The organism is Mucilaginibacter sp. P25 (assembly GCF_050859465.1).
Taxonomy (GTDB): domain Bacteria; phylum Bacteroidota; class Bacteroidia; order Sphingobacteriales; family Sphingobacteriaceae; genus Mucilaginibacter; species Mucilaginibacter gossypii.
In genome coordinates this window covers 3,549,792-3,568,082 of sequence record NZ_CP193937.1, presented here as the reverse complement: position 1 = coordinate 3,568,082, position 18,291 = coordinate 3,549,792, and the positions used below count along the sequence as shown (strand labels likewise).

Genomic DNA, 18,291 nt, shown 5'->3' with positions numbered 1-18,291 from the left:
GCAATTTTAACAACACGGTCAATTATGAATTAAATGCCAAACAGCATATTTTATAGCTAATTTAATACGCATAATCACTTGCAGCACCCTCTTCTACAAGTTGTGTAAGCAAAGCTTTCAATACAGCTTCGCGGGTCCATTGCTGTTCGGGTGACGAGGCGTCCTCTTTATACCATTGCAAGGGGGTGTTAATTTCGATGCGGGCCTTGTAGGCAAAGTTTTTGGTTGGGTGTAATTTGGTACCCTCGTAACTATTCAGATTTTCGGCTTTAATGATCCGGGCAAGGTCACGGATCCGGATATCTACCTGAAGGCATTCATCAATTGAGTTTTTAAAATCCTGTTTATCCTCCAGCCACAAAGTAAGCACTTCATCGGTAATATCGTGTTCGGCAATAGTTATCCGGCTGTAATCATAGTCAACCGATATAATAAGCCACCAAAGCTGGCTTTTAAGTTTTTGAGAAATTTTTATCATGATAATTAGTGTATTGATTTCGTATTATTTTAATTGAGAATTTAAGGCCGTAATACCTGCAACCAGGTTATGACCGTTTAAAAGCGGGCATCCATCCCGGCATATACTTTTGGATAGCAGCAATTTCATCTCTATATTTTTCACATGCAGTTTTGTAACCCTCAAAGCGCTGCAAAGCCTCATGTTCATTCAAAGTATCTCGATTATGTTGATTGCTATTACTTCCTGTCAATTGCCGCAGGGCCGAAAATACTATATGCATGGTGGTATGATATTGATTATTTATTGATATTATTTCTTGATTTTAAATTACAGAATATCGTACTTAACAAAAGAATACTCTTTATAAAACGAAACGAACATTTTGATTTGTAAATAATTTGACTTACATTAGCATTTATCAACGAAACAAATATACAGAATAATCTTTATTATAATCAAGAAAAATATTTAAATTATTTTCATCATGGAAGACGACATAAAACCAAACAAAATAAAGATTGTACGGCCCGACACATTGGAGTTTATCATACTTTACAATCAGCTTAAGGGAAAAGCTTTTAATGGAAATGCTCAATTAGCTGAAGCGTTAGGCTTTAACTCGCCAAGCTCAATCACTGAAATAATAAAGAGCCGACAGAACATAGATCCAGAAAAACTCCGTATTTTTAAAGAAAAATACAAAGAATACATAATCGGAGACAAAAAACAGAATTTCTCTGAATCAAAGCCTGTATCCAAACACAGTGAGGGCATACCTATGTATGAAATTTCTGCAACCGCTTCAGGCGTAGAAGTATATAACGACATTAATGATTCACAGCCGGTTGGTCATATGAATTTCCCGGGCATTGAGGATTGCGATTTCGCACTTCCGGTTTGGGGGCACAGTATGTACCCATATCTTGAAAACGGCTGCTGGGTTGCACTAAAAATAATTCATGACAAAAAGATCCTGCCCGGCGAGGTTTATTACATCGAGTGGGGAGATTACCGAATGTATAAACGCCTGCTTGCAGGGGATAGCCCTGATGAAGTAATTGCACATTCAGATAATACAACCGAAATGGTTGGCAACCGGCTCAAATATGCCCCATTTATTATAAAAGTAGTCGACATCAAAAAACTTTGCCTTGTTAAAGACATCCACAAAAAGCATAACCATTAACCAGCGTGGCGGTAGAATTTATTAAAAGAACAACAAATTCCACCGCCATTGTTGCCTGCCCGGTGAGCGGTTATCATACCTATAAATTAACATCCAAACAGTATTATAAAACGGCCCACAGCGAAATAAGCCGATTATTTATTACAAAAATCAAGCTATCATAGCTTAAAACTTCGTTATTTTTAATTACAATTTGCTTGACAGATAAAATGACAATCCGGCTGGCTACCCTCAATGATATACCCCAGATATTAGCTTTTGTAGCTGAAGTAATACCTGGCATGAAAGCAGCAGGTAATTTTCAATGGAATGACGACTATCCCAATAAACAAGTATTTACAGAGGACATTAACCTTAACCAACTTTGGGTCGCCGAAGTTACAGGAGCAATTGCGGGTGTGGCTGCCCTAACTACCGATCAGGATGCAGAATATGCGCAGGCCGGGCTTGATATCGGTGAAGCTGCTATAGTTACGCATCGGCTTGCTGTAAACATTAACTACCAGGGCCGGGGCGTCGCCACAGCACTTCTCAAGCAGGCCGAACATGAAGCTATACAGCGAGGAATAAATACATTACGAATTGACACCAATATTGCGAACATGGCAACGCAAAAGCTATTCCCAAAGCTGGGCTATGTTTTGGCCGGCGAAATTAGCCTGGATATAAGGCCGGGTTTAAGTTTTTTGTGCTACAAAAAGCGGCTCAATAGCAAACAATAACAAATTACAACAGCTATCCGGTATGGCTAACCTGTTTCCATCTATTTAAAGCTTCACATATTTACACAAAACTTACAACCATTTCTCAATAGTTATTCACAAATGGGCATTTTATCAACAATAGCTTTTTAGTTTATTTTTTATTCAATTATATTTATAGTAATTATAAACCGCAGGCCTCTGCCGGAGTGATAAAGTTGTAATAAAAAGAGAAGAAGATGGAACCTATCATGATACTGGTAATCGCGGCTATTATTGCTGCCATAATTTTAGTTGAATTTAACAAACGGCAAAACACAAAAGCTGGCGATAGTAGTCATATAACCGCCGATGTGCAACAACTATACCTGCTTAAAGCTGCAGAACATAAAATAGAAGTAATTGAAGATTTACAAAAGAATGCTACTAATACCAACAATGCCATTGTAACAAGTATTGAACAGGAGTTAACACGCTTAACAGGAGCTTTTGAAAAAGGCGATATCAAATTGAAAGAATTTAACCTCAAGCTTGACAGCTTACTTAGTAACCTCGATGTTAACAATTCACTGGCACAAGCATCATAAACAATAAGTTACTTAATTGCGCCGGCTCGCATATATCACTTTAAAAGTGTTACATACCCCGACAGCGGTTTCTTACCATCTTTAAGATCAACCACGTGATAATAAGTCCCGGCCGGCAGCACGTGCCCATTAAATTGCGCACGTAAACAGATCAATTTCAGGGCTATTGTTTGGAAAGCAACAAATTAGTTTAAGTGATTTAAATTATAAAATCCCGCATCACCAAAAACAAAAAAGCCGGACTAAGCCGGCTAATATTTTAAAAAAGAAGAATAATGTTTTAGTTGGTATTAATTACGTCTGAAGCCACCTTTTTGGCCACCGCCGTTAAAGCCAGGACCTTTATCTTCGGCTACGTTAACCGTGATCCTGCGGCCATAATAACTTGCTCCATTCATGCAACGTATCGCTTCTTTCGCTTCATCCTCGTTAACCATCTCCACAAAACCAAAACCCTTACTCTCTTTTGTTTCGCGATCCTTAATGATCCTGAGCGATTTAACCGGCCCAAAATCACCAAAAACAGCTGTTAATTCGGCCTCATCTACTTCTAAAGGAAGACCTGCAATAAATACTTTCATCAATGTTTTTAAAATTTGCGTAAAGGTACAAAAAAAGAGCCGGATTCCTGCCTCTCCGGGCACTAATGATGATTAGGTAATGGCTTTTTTACCTTCATATTACTGAATAAAACTTCCAAACCAAATGTTAAAAACAGAACCGGATTTTATTTGAGTTGTAGCTCGAAGCTTCCCTCAACGCGGTAAAAAGGAGAGTCAGACTTATCGTCTTTAGCTAAAAAGGTAAAGAAAGTACCTTTAGCAATCATATTTTCGTGATTATACTGATCCATATCAATCTTACCAAAATCCTGTTGTCCGGCATATTTGGTAAGGGTATATTGAAGTAATGGTTTTTTTCATCAACCTTAAATAAAAACTGGCTTCCGGCTACGTCGCTGCTGGTTTTCACCGACGCCAATCCTAACGAGCTGATGCCAAAACTCATGTTATGCGCCTTATTGATTGCTGTGATGCCAAAGTATTTGTTATCGCCATTATGCACGTTTATGAATGCAATTGAATCCTGGCTGGCATCGAAAGTGTAAGTAGAATCTTCGATGGTAACTTTTAAAGTACCTTTGCCTGCAAGAAAATTACCCGGAGTATTGATAATGTTTACTGATGATACGCTGTCCTTACTGCCAGATGTTTTAACCGCGCTGATATCTTTCACTTCCTCGTCTTTTTGACAGGAAGTTAAAGCCACCGAAATGGATAAACTTAGTAAAACAAACCATTTAGTAAAACTGGTACGTATCATAGGCTTACTGGCGAATAAACATAGCAATAAATAATTACAAATTTCATTAAATATGGTTAAACGAATTAATTTTTTAACTTTTTTTAACCTTTATATGAATATACGTCAATAGTCATGCTAAAGTTGCCGGTTTATGCGCGGTAATGCCCTTTTAATAAAAATGCAAAAAACGGGCAAGCTACGGCCTATTTTCAGGAATTTTCACCATCCAAAATGTAAAAATTAAAATACAAATTACAGACAATATACTGTTAATCAAACCAATATCGACCAATTAAAACACTTCGCCCACATTAATAAACAAGCCTTTTGACCCTTCGCGCCCGAAACCATAATCAATGGCTATGTTTGTTTTGGATACCTTATTCAGTTTAACCCTTAAACCGGCTCCAAAACCAGGCTGCACAGTTTGCAAAGCCGTACCCGGTGCCGCCGAAAACGACTCGCCGTTTACAAAAGCTACCCCTCCAAGTAAACCATTACGGGTTATTTTAAACCGGTATTCGCTTTCAAGGTAAACCATTTGCGCCCCTCTAAACCTACCCTGTATGTATCCGCGCCCGGTAGTAAAGCTCGGGTCATGCCCTGTAGCGGGCAGGTCGAGATATGCCGGCCGACCATTAATTACCAGCCAATTGTATGACCAAAAGGCCAGCACGTTATCCGAGCTTTCCGGAAACCTGAAGTATTTGCGCACATCAACAATTAAAGAGCGCCAAGCAGTTGTACTGCCTAAAAAAGTATAATTATCCCGGTACTGTAATGAGGTGTAGAATCCGCGCGATGCATTAATCGGGTTGTCGCGACTGTCATAGAGCCCGCTAAACGTTATCCCGGTTGATATAGCGCGGCTAACGGGGCCGTACCTTTCATAGTCGGACGTTTTTCCGTTTAACTGACCTTTCTCGTACATATCCCACCTGTCATCAAAAATATACCCCAAACCGGCGTAAAAATTTCCGGATACATTGCGCAAAACAGTTTCATGGAAACGAAAAAAACTGTAAACCAGGGGATTTTCATTATCCCTGTCAGAATTACTGCCTAAGCCAAAACTGCTTTGCGGATATTTGTAAAACCTGAAATCGCCTATAAAATCATATTTGTTATTTTTCGACCATATGTTTGATTGGATGGGGACGATCACCTGCTTATTTTGAGTGTAAGCAGGGTTTACCGTTATAGTGGAGATCCGGGTATCGGGTGCTAACCTGAAAATCACATTGCCCGATATAGTACCCGCCAGCCCTGTTTGTAAAGTGTAACCTATAGCCGGAATAATTGATATTACCGGTTTTGAAGTTACAGAATCAACTTTGCCGGGCTTCTTGCTTTCACCAAAAATGGATCCTATAACGTCAAATACATCTTTTTCAAAAGTAGTGTCGGGATGGGTAACCAGTATTGTATCTTTATATTTAGTGTGCCCTATCGGGATGTATCTTTTATCCTGGGCGTGTACTCTGATACTTATGAGCAGGCCTGCAAAAATTAAAATGCTTGTTTTATTAATACCCATTATAATTATTCGATGCAGGAAAAGTAAAGGTTTATCCGTGCAATTATAAAATAATTATTTAAGTTATTTGTTTGTACAAGATTTTATTGAGCTTTAAGCCGCGGATCAAAAGTGAACTTATTTACACTGCTGATAGTTATTTTGTTATAATCGGGATGGGCCGGATTAAGCAGGTAATTATACTCCAGGTCAATAATTGCCGATGGCACTTTTAATACGGCCGTTTCCATTTTACGAAGCCAGGTATCACCAAGCAATTGAGTAACCGGGTAGTTAATTACCTTGTGCCAGTTGGCATTAAGTTTTTGGAGTTTGTTTACAGTGATTTCAAAAACAGGCAGGTTATCCGGTATCTGAAATATAATAACTGAAAAATCACCGGCATATAAAGCAGTACCAGGCGAGTGCGCCAGTTTTTCAAGACATGAAAGAGCCAGTGAACCGCCTGTATAGATCATATATTGTCCCAATGAATTCCATCGGCCGTCAATTCCTGAGCCTTTGCGGTCATGGGCATACTTGGTTTGACTTATCCGGTAAACGTTCAAAAGATAGAAGGAAAGATTAATAACCTATTTAGTGATCATAAATTTGCGTTAAAAATGCAATCAATAATTCACTAAATCATTAATTCAATAATTATTTTTAGGCAAGCACACCGTAATCAATACGGATAAGCTGACTTATTACAATACCAATGCCTGTTATGGTATCGAGCAAATCAAATGGGATAGCATCAATACCCGGATTATAATGTTTTAGCCAGCCTTTAAACTCATCAAGGGAGCCAAAGGTATCCAGGCCTTTGTCAAAAAGCTCAAACAGTTGAATGATGTGCTCACTCAGCCCCTGGTTTAGCTCATGTGTGCTTTGCAAATGCTTACGCAAAGTAGGCTCGGTTATATGCAACCATTTGGCAATATCACTTTGAGTAGCACCGGTTACCTTTAATAAATCAGTGATGGAATTTGAACGCAACCCTTGTTTTATAGCCCCAAGCTTAGCCAAAGGCGATTTAAAATAGGTTTCATAAGGCATCAGCAGATCATTAAAAACCTGCATAGGCGCATCGGTAAATACATAAGGGCGGGATGCAGCCTGCCCTTGCCGGCCTTCAATAGCTGTATTACGTTTAATTGCTTTGCTCATACACAAATGTAAATTTTTTCTATTAAAAAAGAAAATATTTACATTTTATTCATTCCACCGCTATGCCCATCCGCCTACATCTGCTTAAATAAAAAATTACCAATAAAATTAGTAATTGTGAAAAATATTCCCGACATTTGATTATTCCCTTATGCCAATCGGCATTCAAAACATAATGAAGCCTGATATATCTTCCTTTAATAACGCCGCCCAGGTTGAGCGGCTTATTGACAAATATTTCGCCTATATAAAGGGGAAATATCATATTGAACAAAAACCGGTAAAAAACAGTAAAGACAATGCAGAAACTATTGAACAAAAGGTTTGGGACCGTGAACCCGAACCTGCAACATTATCAGGACTGGCCCTTGCCCTTGGCTTTAGCAGCCGGCAGGAGTTTTATACATATGTACAGCACGGCCCGTTTTCACAGGCAGTTAAACAGGGCGTTTTACGCGTAGAAGCCTGCTATGAAGCCCATCTGCACCAAAATGTAACCGGGGCAATGTTCGCGCTAAAAAATATGGGGTGGAACGAAAAACATGATCCATTACCAAATACAGAAGCAGGGAACATTTTAACAGTAAAGGTTTTTAGCTCCGGTCCTCCTCCTGCCGGTAGCGAAAAAGAGGTAAAACTATAACCCCGGTACCCGTTTGCAACCTCAGCTATCAGATTAAAATCAGTAACAATGACCGATGAAGAAGTAATCACCGACATTACATTTAAAGAGCCGGAAGGTTTTCACTGCTCTGTCCTGTTCAAACAAAATTATCTTTCAACCGCGCATGTGGTAATTAACCAGGGAGGTACCAGCAGCGGTAAAACATTTGCCATTGAGCAGGCGCTGTTTTGCCTTGCCTGCGAAAACCCCAAACAGGTGATCACCATAGTTGGACAGGATATCCCTAACCTTAAAGCAGGCGCCCTGCGCGATGCTCTAAATATATACAGCTCTTCGCCGGTATTACAGGCAAAAATTAAAAGCTATAATAAAAGCGACCGTATTTTCGAGTTTCTCAACGGTAGCATAATTGAGTTTAAAAGCTACGACAACGGACAGGACGCAAAATCCGGAAAGCGCGACTACCTGTTTATCAACGAAGCCAATGGCCTTACATGGGATGTATATACAGAATTGGCCCTGCGTACCAAAAAGCGCATTTTTATTGACTATAACCCCAATACCGGCTTTTGGGTACATGAGCACTTAATTGGTAAACCGGGGGTACAACTTATAGTGTCCGACCATCGGCATAACCCGTTTTTAGGTCAGGAAGTACGTGACAAAATAGAAGCGTTAAAAACTGTTGATATTGAACTATGGAAAGTATACGCCCGTGGTTTAACCGGCAAAATAAACGGGCTTATATTTGACAACTGGTATATCTGCGAATCTATCCCGGCCGATGCCCGTTTGATAGCCCTGGGCTTAGATTTTGGTTTTACCAATGATGAAACCGGATGCATTGAAGTATACCAGCAAAACGGCGAATTGTGGGTAAACGAGTTACTCTACAAAACAGGCCTCACCAACACAGATATTTCCTCAAAATTAAAAGAGGCCGGTGTAGGTTTTAACTGCGAAATTATTGCAGATAGTGCAGAACCCAAATCAATAGAAGAATTAAAACGCCTGGGGTGGCGCGTTACAGCTGCAAAAAAGGTGCCGATAGTGTTAAAAACTCTATTGATATCCTTAAACGCTACAAAATAAATATAACCCGCAATAGTACAAACCTGCGCAACGAGCTTAACCGTTATAAATGGCGCGTAGATGTAACAGGCAAAACCATCAATGAACCGGTTGACTCATGGAACCATTTGATAGACCCCTTAAGGTATATCGCCCTTAATAAATTAAAAATAAACGGCACCGGAAAACTTCAATCGCGCCTGCCGCACAGGCAAAGCATTCAACAGGTAGGGGTATTACACGGGCTGATCTAAACATCCATAATAAAAACTACAAAACCGACACAGGCTTAATAGATATGACAGAACAAATATTAAAAACAACCCAGGGCAAGTTGCGGGTCCGGATACCAACGCAATTAAATGAAGTAACCCTCGGCCAACTAATGGATTTGCAAGCCCGGCCCAATATAACAGATTTGGAGGCCATCAGCATACTTTCGGGCATACCGGTTACTGAGCTTCATAACATCAAAAACTATGATGATCTGCACCAGTTTGGCGATGCCGTGCTTTCTTTATCCCACCAGATTAAATACCTGTACAACAGTAACGAGATCCCCAAAGAGGTAATTTTTATGCTATCAGGGGGCAGCGGGGCACCACCCCAAAAAACAAAGGTAAAAGTAATGCAAAACCTTTCGGTTGAGCCTGCCGGCGCATTTATGGCAGCCCGCGATATCATAGCCGAAGAAATAAATACCCATATAAAAACCCATGGCGAAGATGATTGGCAGGAACATTTTAATCCTTCATTAAACGCTTGCTGCCAGATATTGGCGCAATACTTCTATTGCCGGGCAACAGGTAAAAAATATAACGAATATGAGGTAGAAAGCTTTATGGACGAAGTTAAAAAGCTACGGGTAACGGAGGCACTGCCCATCTCAAAGCATTTTTTTACCTGTTATCCCAGCTTATCGATGCCGAGAATAAGCTTTTGGCATCGGCTCCTACCGTATTGGAAAAAAGGGCAGGAATCCAGTCCTTCGAAAAATTTAAATATATCAACACTGTAAACTCATTAGCAGGCGGCGATATTACCAAATGGGACTTGATCATGAGTATGCCATATGAGCGCTTGCTTACCAAACTGCTGCTTAACAAAACCGAAGCTGAATATCAAAAACGATATAGCGAGCTATCTCAAACTACAACTTAAAGCGCCTTATCCCTGCAAGGCTATTAAATACCAAACCACCCCAACCCAGGGATCGGGGCCTGAATTATTATGCGTAACCAAATAGAAGCTATTGTACAAACACTTAATGGCAACCCGGCATTTGCCTATGGCACCCAGGCCGAACTGAATACCCTTGCAGATGATATCAGCTTTCCCTACGTATTTCTTTACCCCCTTCAGCCTATTGAGGTAAGTCCGCAGGTCAATGGCTCGGTTGATAATATGTTTACCGTTTATATGGAGTTTCTGTTCAAAACAGATTTTGGACAGTTCACGGCCGAAAATGAAACCTACGTATCGCAAGCGCTGCAAATGGCCAGTCAATTTGTGGTAAAAGCCTCAAAATACAGGGAAGGCGAAGGCCGGTACTTCAGGGTCAAAGCAGGGCAAAAAGCCAAATGTGTGCCGGTTTATAACAAGTTTGATGTTAACACCACCGGTATTGGTTTAACCATAACTTTATCGGCCATGTATTTTGATGTTTTTTAAACCCTCATTCTAACTAATAAAAAATGAATATAACAGCCACTATTAATGAAACCATCAGCTCAACAACCTACCCCGACCAAAACGGGGGGCAAATTGATCAGGGCGATGTATTCATCAGCATTATTGATGCTGATACCGGGCAGCCCACCAATGGCAATAACTGCGAAGTCACCTATCAGCGTAACGAAAACGGGTATACAAGCACCTTCAACGTTATTGTAGCCGGGCAATCATTCCCACTTTATTCAGGTATCATCAGGGATTACGAATATAGTCCCCAGGGCGATATGATCCGGAGCAACTATATATCGTTCAGCATAATTGCTGTCAAAGCCGGTGACAATCCTTCCCCCAATCCCTCTGTTTGTGATCTGAAGATAAATTATATAGCTATCAATAAGATCGAGTCGGCCCCGGGAGCTGCCGACGCTCAGATTACAGTTAACGCGACCTCAAGTTTTGCATCCATATTGTATAGTATCGATCTGGGTGCAAACTGGCAGGCGTCTCCTGTTTTTACAAACCAAAGCGGGGGTTAAAACACATACTTGTAAAAGACAGTAACCCCTTAGGCTGTACAGACACCGCGGAGGTTAGTATTTCAACATCCACCAATCTGTTAACCGGTGATCCTTCGGTAATGCTCCCCGATGGATATGTATCACGCTGGAGCGCGGCGTTCAATCCTATCGTGTTTACCTATCAAAGAAAAGATTTCACGATTAAAAGCATAACAGCCGACAGCGAAAAAGGACATGCCTGCATCAGTGTTAACGCCAATTTTAAAGACACCAATACAGGGTTGGTTAAAGTTAAGGAAGGGGATAAAATCTATCTGAAGTCGAACGCTTATAAAGGAGTTTATACCATTGAAAAAGTAACAGGCACCAATAGCATAGTGATTGATACTCCCTTTATAAACGGTGACACTACCGGTTTTATTAATATCAACAGCATGTACCCGTATTATGAGCTGCATACCCGCATTACCTATACCGATCCGCTTACCAATAACCTATCCACCATAAAATCAGTAAACCGGCCGGATAATACCGGCTTAGTAAAAGCAGACCTGTCAAACTTTTTACAGAGCTTGCTACGCCCGGCCGACAGCAACGATTATAACCAGGTTGATCATCGCGATACCAATCTCTGTGCCGCTTATACGGTTGAGTACGCCCAGCATTATGATGATGGCTCAAACGAAGGATTTACAAGCAGCTTCAGTCAAATTCAGTATCCGTACTATGTGGTTTATGCGGCCAAACAACTCGGAGATAAGTATGGCGGCAATCTTGCTGCTTATGTTCCCAATATCAACTCACCCGCACAATGGATAACGGACTTTAAAGAGTCTGCATATTCGGCCGGATACCCATTTGATATTGGGTTCATCTGCACCGATGAGATGGCCGGCCTCCAACCCTATTGCCTGCTTACTTTGCTTGATATTAACCGGAACCCGCTACCCGGTGGTTCACAACCCGATTATTTGCAAAATGAGGATGATTCGTGGATCCTGAATGAAGATGGCAGCAAGTTTAGCATCGGTAACCAAACATCTTTTATCATGCCGTTAACAGGTCCAGCCGGCTTGCACCGGCTTATGGTTAATGCAAACTTCCAGGCCGTGGCCTATTACTTTAATATCCAGATCAGGTATGATGATGAAAATGGTTCGCATTCGTTAACCAAAGCACAAACTGTACGGATAGATGATGCTGTTGATGATAATTCAGTATACCTGAGATGGATCGGGCTTAGTGGTTCCTGGAATTACTATCGTTTTGTATTTAACCAGGAAATAAGCCTGGATGTTCAAAATGCTGTTATCATTAAAAACTTTGTACAAAACTGGCAAACCCAGGAAGGAATTGAAGAAGTGATCAGCAAAAGTGCAGGGCAAAAAATGAAGGTTATGGCCGAAGATCTTTCTGTAAATGATATCCGCGGGCTGCAGTCAATTAAATATTCGCCAAAGGTACAGATGCTGGTAAATAAAAATCCCGTCAGGTGGCAAACCATTGTGATAAATACCGCTACCTACAGCGAATATGAAACCCGCAACGGGCAGGCCCCGTTTAGCATAACATTCAACATGCCGTCCATAAATATTCAAACCCAGTAACGGACTTATTCTTTCGTAAAACTAATGTTATCAATCCCATAGTAATAATCACCATCAACAGTTATACTACTTTCATAACTTACTTCAAGTGCCTTTTCGCTAAGTGTATTAACGGTATAAGTGCCTTCATAAAATGCTGGTGTTGTTTTACTTATGGTTAATACTTTATCCTTCAAAGTGTATTGATATTTAATAAGCGCCGTTTCGCCCGACGGAGTGCGGTTTGACGTATAACCTGAACCATCATTATTAAAAATTTCAAAATCAGCAGCCGAGTAATCTGTACGGGCAGTATCTCTCAACAGCACATTGTTTTTATAACTGCGGGTATGATATTTTTTCAGGTACCATTTACCTGTAATAGTAACTACAGGGTTAGCAGCCTTATCATCTTTTTTGCATGATACCAGGCAACATACCAATATGGCAATTATCAAAAGATACTTTACATGCATTGAATGCTGTTTCAGGTTAATTGGTCGGGATCATAAACTTAAATAAATTATTGATAATAAACCAATTGTTTTAAACAACGGTCAACAACTAACATTTGCTAATTTCATGAATCAGATACAACTTTATATTAATGACCAACTGGTTGATTTAACTGATGACAGCCCTATTGCGCTTACCTTCCAGATCAATAACCTGGCCGAAGTTAAAAACCAGCAGGGCAATACCAGCAACCAGTTTAAGATCCCGCTAACGCAACGTAACCGTCAAATTCTGGGTTTTCCGGATCAGGTAGCTTTTACTACAAACCTGCCCTATGATAATTATCAGGCTAAAATTATACAGGATGGGCTTGAAATCATCCCTTATGGGTTAGCTGTGCTTAACAGCATTGAACAGGATACGGCCAACATCACCATATTAAGTGGCAATGTTGATTTTTTTGACGCGTTGGAGGGAAAAATCTATGACATGGGCGATAGCAGCAGCACCACATCCAATTTGGGTAAAAACCTGCCGTGGCAGGCTTTTGACCATCCCTGGAATTTGGAAACCATTGTTGCATCACAAAAAAAGGAAGAGGGTTGGATATGGCCTGTTGTTGATTATGGATCAATAAATGAGGTTGATTTTGATAAACCTTTGGATGTGTATACCATGCGGCCAGGTTTTTTCATTAAAACTGCAATCGAACTAATGATCAAAAACACAGGTTATAAAGCAACAGGCTCCTTGCTTAAAAATGAGTTATACCCTAAACTTATTTGTCAGTTTGCCAATGACGAGTTTGAACATGGTACCGATTTTCAGAACTCAGTTGAAGGTTTGAGTAAATCAGCATCGATGTTGTACGTTACAAATAACGAACTTGTAATTGATGGCGGGCAGTTAGGTATGCATGCCAATGATAATACGGACAGAACTTTACCAATTGGATTTCAGGAATACCACGCAACAGAGCGGGTTAACGGCACAGCAAGCCTCATTCTCGACTTAGACATGCATGGCGTGGCCAATACCGGCGATAACGGGTATTTTGAACTCATCATAAACTATCGTGATGCAAACGGCCATTCAAGCGAAGTGGCAAAGCAAACCATCAACTTTACAGATAAGGCTTATCCGCCTAATACCCGTGAGCGCACAGAACCGGTTAAGAATTTAAAGCTCACATACGATTTCGAGCTTAATAAAGGATATTCGATTTTCATCACTTACCACCTGCACCGTTATAACACCACCGTATTTATTCATAAAGGCGCTGTGTTTAGGTTCGATGTTGATCAGAAACCGGTTTTATATGGCCAGCAGGTACAATGCGAACGCATTTTTCCGGATATAAGTCAGAAAGATTTATTGAAGGATACGCTGCAACGTTTCGGCATTGTATGCCAAACAGATAACAGTACCCACACCGTGTCCTTTAATTCATTTGCAGATATTGTTTCCAATATTCCAATCGCAAAAAACTGGACAAGCAAGTGTATTGATCAGGGTAAAACCATAAGTTTTCAACTCGGCGGATATGCACAGGTTAATTACATGAAATACAAGGATGACGATAACGTATTACCCAAAAAACTGGCCGATTCTGAAATTATAGTTAAAGATAAGACCCTGCCGGCAAGTGCCGACCTGTTCGAAAGCCAGTTTGCCCCTACCCTTAACCGGGCATTTACCGGTGGAACTATAGCGCAAATTAAAAAGCTCGATCCTGATAGCGATACCAACGATTTCAGCATCAGCACATCACCAAGAATATTGATTGATCAAAAGTTAAACCTGCTCAATCTTAAAGATTATCCTACGGTAAAATTTACCGACGGCGAAAAGACTGTTGAGGTAAATGACGTAGTATCGGTGCCTTATTTTTATAAACCCGATGGTGAATTTAACCTTTGCTTTAGCGATAAACCGGGAGTTAACGGCGCAAAGCAGCCAGGTTTAAGAACAAACTATTATCCGCAACTGCAAAAGATACTAACCCAAACCAAAAAGGTAGTGCGCTATTTTTTATTAACCCCGCGCGATATCATGGAACTTGATTTGCTTATTCCGGTTTATCTGGAGCAGGACAGCTGTTATTATTATATCAACAAAATCGATAGCTGGCGTAAAGGACAGCCGACAAAAGTAGAATTAGTAAAGCTTGGTTAACATTTTTTTATTTTTCAAATATTATTTGCAACCCAAAGTGTAAACGTTATATTTACCAATAATATTAGTAAAATCTAAATTATCACTTTGATGAAATCATATAACCTTCTGTTGTTATTATTAATTATAGCAAGTTGCACTCCTCCTGTTAAAATAGTAGATGACCGACCGACTGAGGAATTAACGTTAATAAATAAATTTCATGTAGCTGATTCTCTCTATTCCGGAGAAGAAAATGCGATAAAAAAATGAAATATATGATAAACAACATGCTCAGGTAGCTAAATTGATTGTGGATACTTTGCATGCGAAAGCTGTGCAATGGCAGGCTACTCTTTATCAAATTGAATTAAAAAGTTACCCCGTTGATTATATCGAGGCAACTTTACTTGTTACGCCAAAGATTTACTTAGATGACGACCAAAAATACCCAGATTTGAGTAATATAGTATTATCTGCCAGGGTACTACCAGACAATACCATCATAAAAGATAAGCTAAAAGATTTGTTAAAAGGTGATAGAGTATTAATAACCGGATCATTTGAGAAAAATAAAACGGGGGATATTGAGTTTACAAGTAATGGGGATGATAAGGATTATGCTTTCTCAAACCCTAAACTTGATTTCAAAATAGAAAGCATTACTAAAATAACTAAAAAGCTACAGTAATAAATATCGCCTGATTATTTAGTTAAGGCTGCACACAACTTTGTTGATAATCAGTTCCGCATCCTAATATCCTAAGCCATAGCTCGGACAGTTCGCTATAACCGCAGATTCTTCTAATCATTCTGAATTAAATCAATCTTTAAATTATGCCAAATGGAATTTTAAGCATTAAGCCATCAAATTAAAAAAGACTTTTTTGTTTAATATTAGCGGCTACTTTTTTACCTAAACATAATTAAAACTAATAATCAAAATGACAAATTCATCCAATGATGACCCGATATTTTCGGACATGAATAATTCCATTCAGCAGATCGAAAAATACAACCAGGCGTTTATCAATTTAAAGAACAGCATAAGTAACCTTGGTAAACCGATAAAAAATGTCTCAGACAATGTGCATGCCTTAGATAAAGACCTTAACAAATTAACAGACTCAATTAAAAAATTGAATGAACAAAATGAGGCAGCTGCAAAATCTGGCAATGCATTCAAGGAAACTTTATCAACACTTTCATCCACATTTTCTATATGGAAAAATATCATTGAAGGCGTAAGGGCAGGCTTTCTTACATTCACCAATATATTAAGCGCTGGTCTAACTATATTAACTATTTATGGCCCGGAAATAATGGAATGGGTTGCATCTCTCATACAAGGAAAAGATGCTATTAATGACGCTACACTTAAATTAAATGCACTAAATAAAGCTTTCAGCAGTAGCGACTATTCAAAAGCTATCCAGCAATTAGATGAGTTAAAAATAAATGTCGATTTAGCCCGAAATGGTTTTCTTAAGAAAAAAGATGTATTGAATCAATATAATGAAACGCTGGGAAAAACAATGGGCAAGGCATCATCATTGGCCGAAGTTGAGAACAAGTTAACAAAAGATGGGCCCGCCTATATAAAAATGACCTTATACAAAGCTGCAGCCCAGTTAGCACTTCAGGATGCTGCAAAAAAAGCTTATGAAGCAGAGCAAGCCAAATTAAAGTCAGACGATGATTCTCTTACATTTTGGGACAAAGTGATGGACGTACTAAACAGAAATCCGGGTGCCGCTGGCGAAGGGTCAAGAGGTATACCAAACACAAGTGAAACAGCCGATAGAGAAAAGAAAAAGCAAGCCGAAAATCGGCGGGCTCAAGCAGTAAAAGATGCCCAAAACGAGCAAAAGAAGTTGGAAGCAATAGCAGCCGGATTTCAAAAACAAGCTGCTGATATAGCGAAAGAAATGGACATGAGTTTTTGGGATAATTTTGACACTGACACAGCCCCACAAAAAAAGAAACAGAAAATAGATACCTCCCGCGCCGCCCAATTATTGCAAGCCAGGGCAATTACATTTGCCAAACAAATTGAGCTTGATAAGCAACACTACGACATTGAACTCGCCGCGTTGAATGATGCGCTGAGTAGAAAGCTGATCAGCCAGGAAGATTACGACAAAAAAAGTGAGCAGCTTCAACAAAAATTCCATCTTGGTATTGGTGATAAAATTCAGTTTTTTAATAAAAATGATTTTGATGAAGCAAAAAAGCAAATGCAGGCCGTAATAGATGCTAATCAACACGAGGACACTGTGGCAAAGGATGAGAAAAAGGTTGATAAAGCCCTGCTGCCCGGTCAGAAATTAGAAGCTGAAAAACAACTCATTGATGATAAATATAGTTACGAGATTAAACTGGCCGCCGGCAACGTCGACAAGATTAAAGAATTAGAAGATCAAAAGCAAAAGGATATTACAGCGTTAACTCAGCAATACGAGCAACAACGTAAAGAGTTTGCATTGCAAAGCGCACAACAAGTGGCCGATAAAGCTTTTTCTATCATTCAAAACAACATTAAAACTCAAAGCGGCGCCAGGATAAGAGGGTTGGAAAAAGACAAATCAGCCGAACTAAGCAATAAAAACCTGACAAACACCCAGAAAAAAGCGATTGAAGATAAGTATCAAAAAAGGAAGCTGCAGAAAAAGTCAAGGCCTTTAAGGCAGAACAGAAAGCATCGATATTACAAGCCGTTATTAACGGTGCATTGGCCATTACCAAAGCAACGTCACAAACGGGTATACTTGCTCCCTTTGTTATACCGGGCATCATCGCCTCTACAGCTATACAAGTAGCCACTATTGTAGCTCAAAAACCACCTCAATATGCTAAAGGCGGCTTACACTATCAGTCCGACGGTCGGGGGGCATTATTGCCCGGTTATAGCCGTACCGATAATACAAACGCATACCTCCGTTCGGGTGAAGCTATTGTTGTGTCTGAAGCAATGCGTAATCCCTGGGCCCGCAATTTGGTAAGTGCAATTAACGTGGCGCATGGTGGTCGTGACTTTTCGATACCCAATCCAGGCCGCGGTTATGCCATAGGAGGTATATTTACCGACGGAGGCAACGCTAACCGTTATTATAATCAACCAGTCAATGATGTGAAGGACCTGGCCAATACCCTCGCTTACCAAATGATCAATAACTTCCCTCCTGTTTATGTGGATGTTAAGGATATTAACAACCAGCAAAATATTCTGGCTCAAACTATAAACAGGGTAAATTTGTAGCAAACTATGCCAATTGTCATAAT

General features: G+C 39.9%; 22 protein-coding genes. 14 read left to right on the top strand and 8 right to left on the bottom strand.

Going from position 1 to position 18,291, the window contains the following annotated elements:
* Positions 1 to 61 precede the first annotated feature (61 nt).
* Both ACRQ5D_RS18000 and ACRQ5D_RS17995 read right to left on the bottom strand, forming a co-directional pair.
* Complete coding sequence (locus tag ACRQ5D_RS18000) at positions 62 to 478, bottom strand: hypothetical protein (RefSeq protein WP_091163244.1); 417 nt, start codon at positions 476 to 478, stop codon at positions 62 to 64.
* Between the two features lie 67 nt (positions 479 to 545).
* On the bottom strand, positions 546 to 740 hold the full coding sequence (locus ACRQ5D_RS17995) for a hypothetical protein (protein ID WP_431200124.1): 195 nt from the start codon (positions 738 to 740) through the stop codon (positions 546 to 548).
* 204 nt (positions 741 to 944) lie between these two features.
* Between ACRQ5D_RS17995 and ACRQ5D_RS17990 the strand changes: the two genes are divergently transcribed.
* The 3 genes from ACRQ5D_RS17990 to ACRQ5D_RS17980 all read left to right on the top strand — a co-directional run bounded on the left by ACRQ5D_RS17990 (position 945) and on the right by ACRQ5D_RS17980 (position 2,934).
* Complete coding sequence (locus tag ACRQ5D_RS17990) at positions 945 to 1,646, top strand: S24 family peptidase (protein WP_091163242.1); 702 nt, start codon at positions 945 to 947, stop codon at positions 1,644 to 1,646.
* 209 nt (positions 1,647 to 1,855) lie between these two features.
* A complete protein-coding gene (locus ACRQ5D_RS17985) occupies positions 1,856 to 2,368 on the top strand; it encodes a GNAT family N-acetyltransferase (RefSeq protein ID WP_432326133.1) in 513 nt (170 codons plus the stop codon).
* Positions 2,369 to 2,586: 218 nt separating this feature from the next.
* A complete protein-coding gene (locus ACRQ5D_RS17980) occupies positions 2,587 to 2,934 on the top strand; it encodes a hypothetical protein (RefSeq protein WP_091163240.1) in 348 nt (115 codons plus the stop codon).
* A gap of 290 nt (positions 2,935 to 3,224) precedes the next feature.
* Here ACRQ5D_RS17980 and ACRQ5D_RS17975 read toward each other — a convergent pair whose 3' ends face one another.
* The 5 genes from ACRQ5D_RS17975 to ACRQ5D_RS17955 form a co-directional block, all read right to left on the bottom strand.
* Positions 3,225 to 3,515: an RNA recognition motif domain-containing protein gene (locus tag ACRQ5D_RS17975; RefSeq protein ID WP_090523751.1), complete on the bottom strand. Its 291-nt coding sequence runs from the start codon at positions 3,513 to 3,515 to the stop codon at positions 3,225 to 3,227.
* 244 nt (positions 3,516 to 3,759) lie between these two features.
* Entirely contained in the window at positions 3,760 to 4,257 is a 498-nt protein-coding gene (locus tag ACRQ5D_RS17970) for a hypothetical protein (protein WP_431200123.1), read from the bottom strand.
* A gap of 274 nt (positions 4,258 to 4,531) precedes the next feature.
* Entirely contained in the window at positions 4,532 to 5,776 is a 1,245-nt protein-coding gene (locus ACRQ5D_RS17965; protein ID WP_091163238.1) for a hypothetical protein, read from the bottom strand.
* 83 nt (positions 5,777 to 5,859) lie between these two features.
* Positions 5,860 to 6,324, bottom strand: coding sequence for an RES family NAD+ phosphorylase (locus ACRQ5D_RS17960; protein WP_167516197.1), 465 nt, complete (start codon positions 6,322 to 6,324; stop codon positions 5,860 to 5,862).
* Positions 6,325 to 6,421: 97 nt separating this feature from the next.
* Positions 6,422 to 6,925, bottom strand: a complete 504-nt coding sequence (locus ACRQ5D_RS17955) for an antitoxin Xre/MbcA/ParS toxin-binding domain-containing protein (RefSeq protein WP_091163237.1) — start codon at positions 6,923 to 6,925, stop codon at positions 6,422 to 6,424.
* A gap of 175 nt (positions 6,926 to 7,100) precedes the next feature.
* Here ACRQ5D_RS17955 and ACRQ5D_RS17950 point away from each other — a divergent pair, with 175 nt between their 5' ends.
* The 7 genes from ACRQ5D_RS17950 to ACRQ5D_RS17920 all read left to right on the top strand — a co-directional run bounded on the left by ACRQ5D_RS17950 (position 7,101) and on the right by ACRQ5D_RS17920 (position 12,420).
* Positions 7,101 to 7,568, top strand: coding sequence for a terminase small subunit (locus ACRQ5D_RS17950; RefSeq protein WP_176844374.1), 468 nt, complete (start codon positions 7,101 to 7,103; stop codon positions 7,566 to 7,568).
* Between the two features lie 48 nt (positions 7,569 to 7,616).
* Positions 7,617 to 8,642, top strand: coding sequence for a phage terminase large subunit (locus tag ACRQ5D_RS17945; RefSeq protein WP_432326129.1), 1,026 nt, complete (start codon positions 7,617 to 7,619; stop codon positions 8,640 to 8,642).
* Positions 8,567 to 8,875, top strand: a complete 309-nt coding sequence (locus ACRQ5D_RS17940) for a hypothetical protein (RefSeq protein ID WP_432326127.1) — start codon at positions 8,567 to 8,569, stop codon at positions 8,873 to 8,875. Before ACRQ5D_RS17945 ends, ACRQ5D_RS17940 begins: the two co-directional genes overlap by 76 nt.
* Positions 8,876 to 8,919: 44 nt before the next feature.
* Positions 8,920 to 9,639, top strand: coding sequence for a hypothetical protein (locus ACRQ5D_RS17935; protein ID WP_091163234.1), 720 nt, complete (start codon positions 8,920 to 8,922; stop codon positions 9,637 to 9,639).
* Between the two features lie 212 nt (positions 9,640 to 9,851).
* Positions 9,852 to 10,292 carry a hypothetical protein gene (locus tag ACRQ5D_RS17930; protein ID WP_091163233.1) on the top strand — a complete coding sequence of 147 codons (441 nt, stop codon included), beginning with the start codon at positions 9,852 to 9,854 and terminating at the stop codon, positions 10,290 to 10,292.
* A 23-nt stretch (positions 10,293 to 10,315) separates the two neighbouring features.
* Complete coding sequence (locus ACRQ5D_RS17925) at positions 10,316 to 10,831, top strand: hypothetical protein (RefSeq protein ID WP_432326125.1); 516 nt, start codon at positions 10,316 to 10,318, stop codon at positions 10,829 to 10,831.
* 101 nt (positions 10,832 to 10,932) lie between these two features.
* Positions 10,933 to 12,420, top strand: coding sequence for a hypothetical protein (locus tag ACRQ5D_RS17920; RefSeq protein ID WP_432326124.1), 1,488 nt, complete (start codon positions 10,933 to 10,935; stop codon positions 12,418 to 12,420).
* 5 nt (positions 12,421 to 12,425) lie between these two features.
* On the opposite strand, the gene ACRQ5D_RS17915 is transcribed toward ACRQ5D_RS17920, so the two are convergent.
* Entirely contained in the window at positions 12,426 to 12,875 is a 450-nt protein-coding gene (locus ACRQ5D_RS17915; RefSeq protein ID WP_091163231.1) for a hypothetical protein, read from the bottom strand.
* A 106-nt stretch (positions 12,876 to 12,981) separates the two neighbouring features.
* Between ACRQ5D_RS17915 and ACRQ5D_RS17910 the strand changes: the two genes are divergently transcribed.
* The 4 genes from ACRQ5D_RS17910 (at position 12,982) to ACRQ5D_RS17895 (ending at position 18,268) form a co-directional block, all read left to right on the top strand.
* Entirely contained in the window at positions 12,982 to 15,030 is a 2,049-nt protein-coding gene (locus ACRQ5D_RS17910; protein WP_091163230.1) for a hypothetical protein, read from the top strand.
* A gap of 292 nt (positions 15,031 to 15,322) precedes the next feature.
* The gene (locus ACRQ5D_RS17905; protein WP_431200116.1) at positions 15,323 to 15,700 is read left to right on the top strand and encodes a hypothetical protein; all 378 of its coding nucleotides are present in this window, start codon (positions 15,323 to 15,325) and stop codon (positions 15,698 to 15,700) included.
* A gap of 397 nt (positions 15,701 to 16,097) precedes the next feature.
* Complete coding sequence (locus ACRQ5D_RS17900; RefSeq protein WP_432326121.1) at positions 16,098 to 17,828, top strand: hypothetical protein; 1,731 nt, start codon at positions 16,098 to 16,100, stop codon at positions 17,826 to 17,828.
* Positions 17,741 to 18,268: a hypothetical protein gene (locus ACRQ5D_RS17895; RefSeq protein ID WP_432326120.1), complete on the top strand. Its 528-nt coding sequence runs from the start codon at positions 17,741 to 17,743 to the stop codon at positions 18,266 to 18,268. Before ACRQ5D_RS17900 ends, ACRQ5D_RS17895 begins: the two co-directional genes overlap by 88 nt.
* Positions 18,269 to 18,291: the final 23 nt, after the last annotated feature.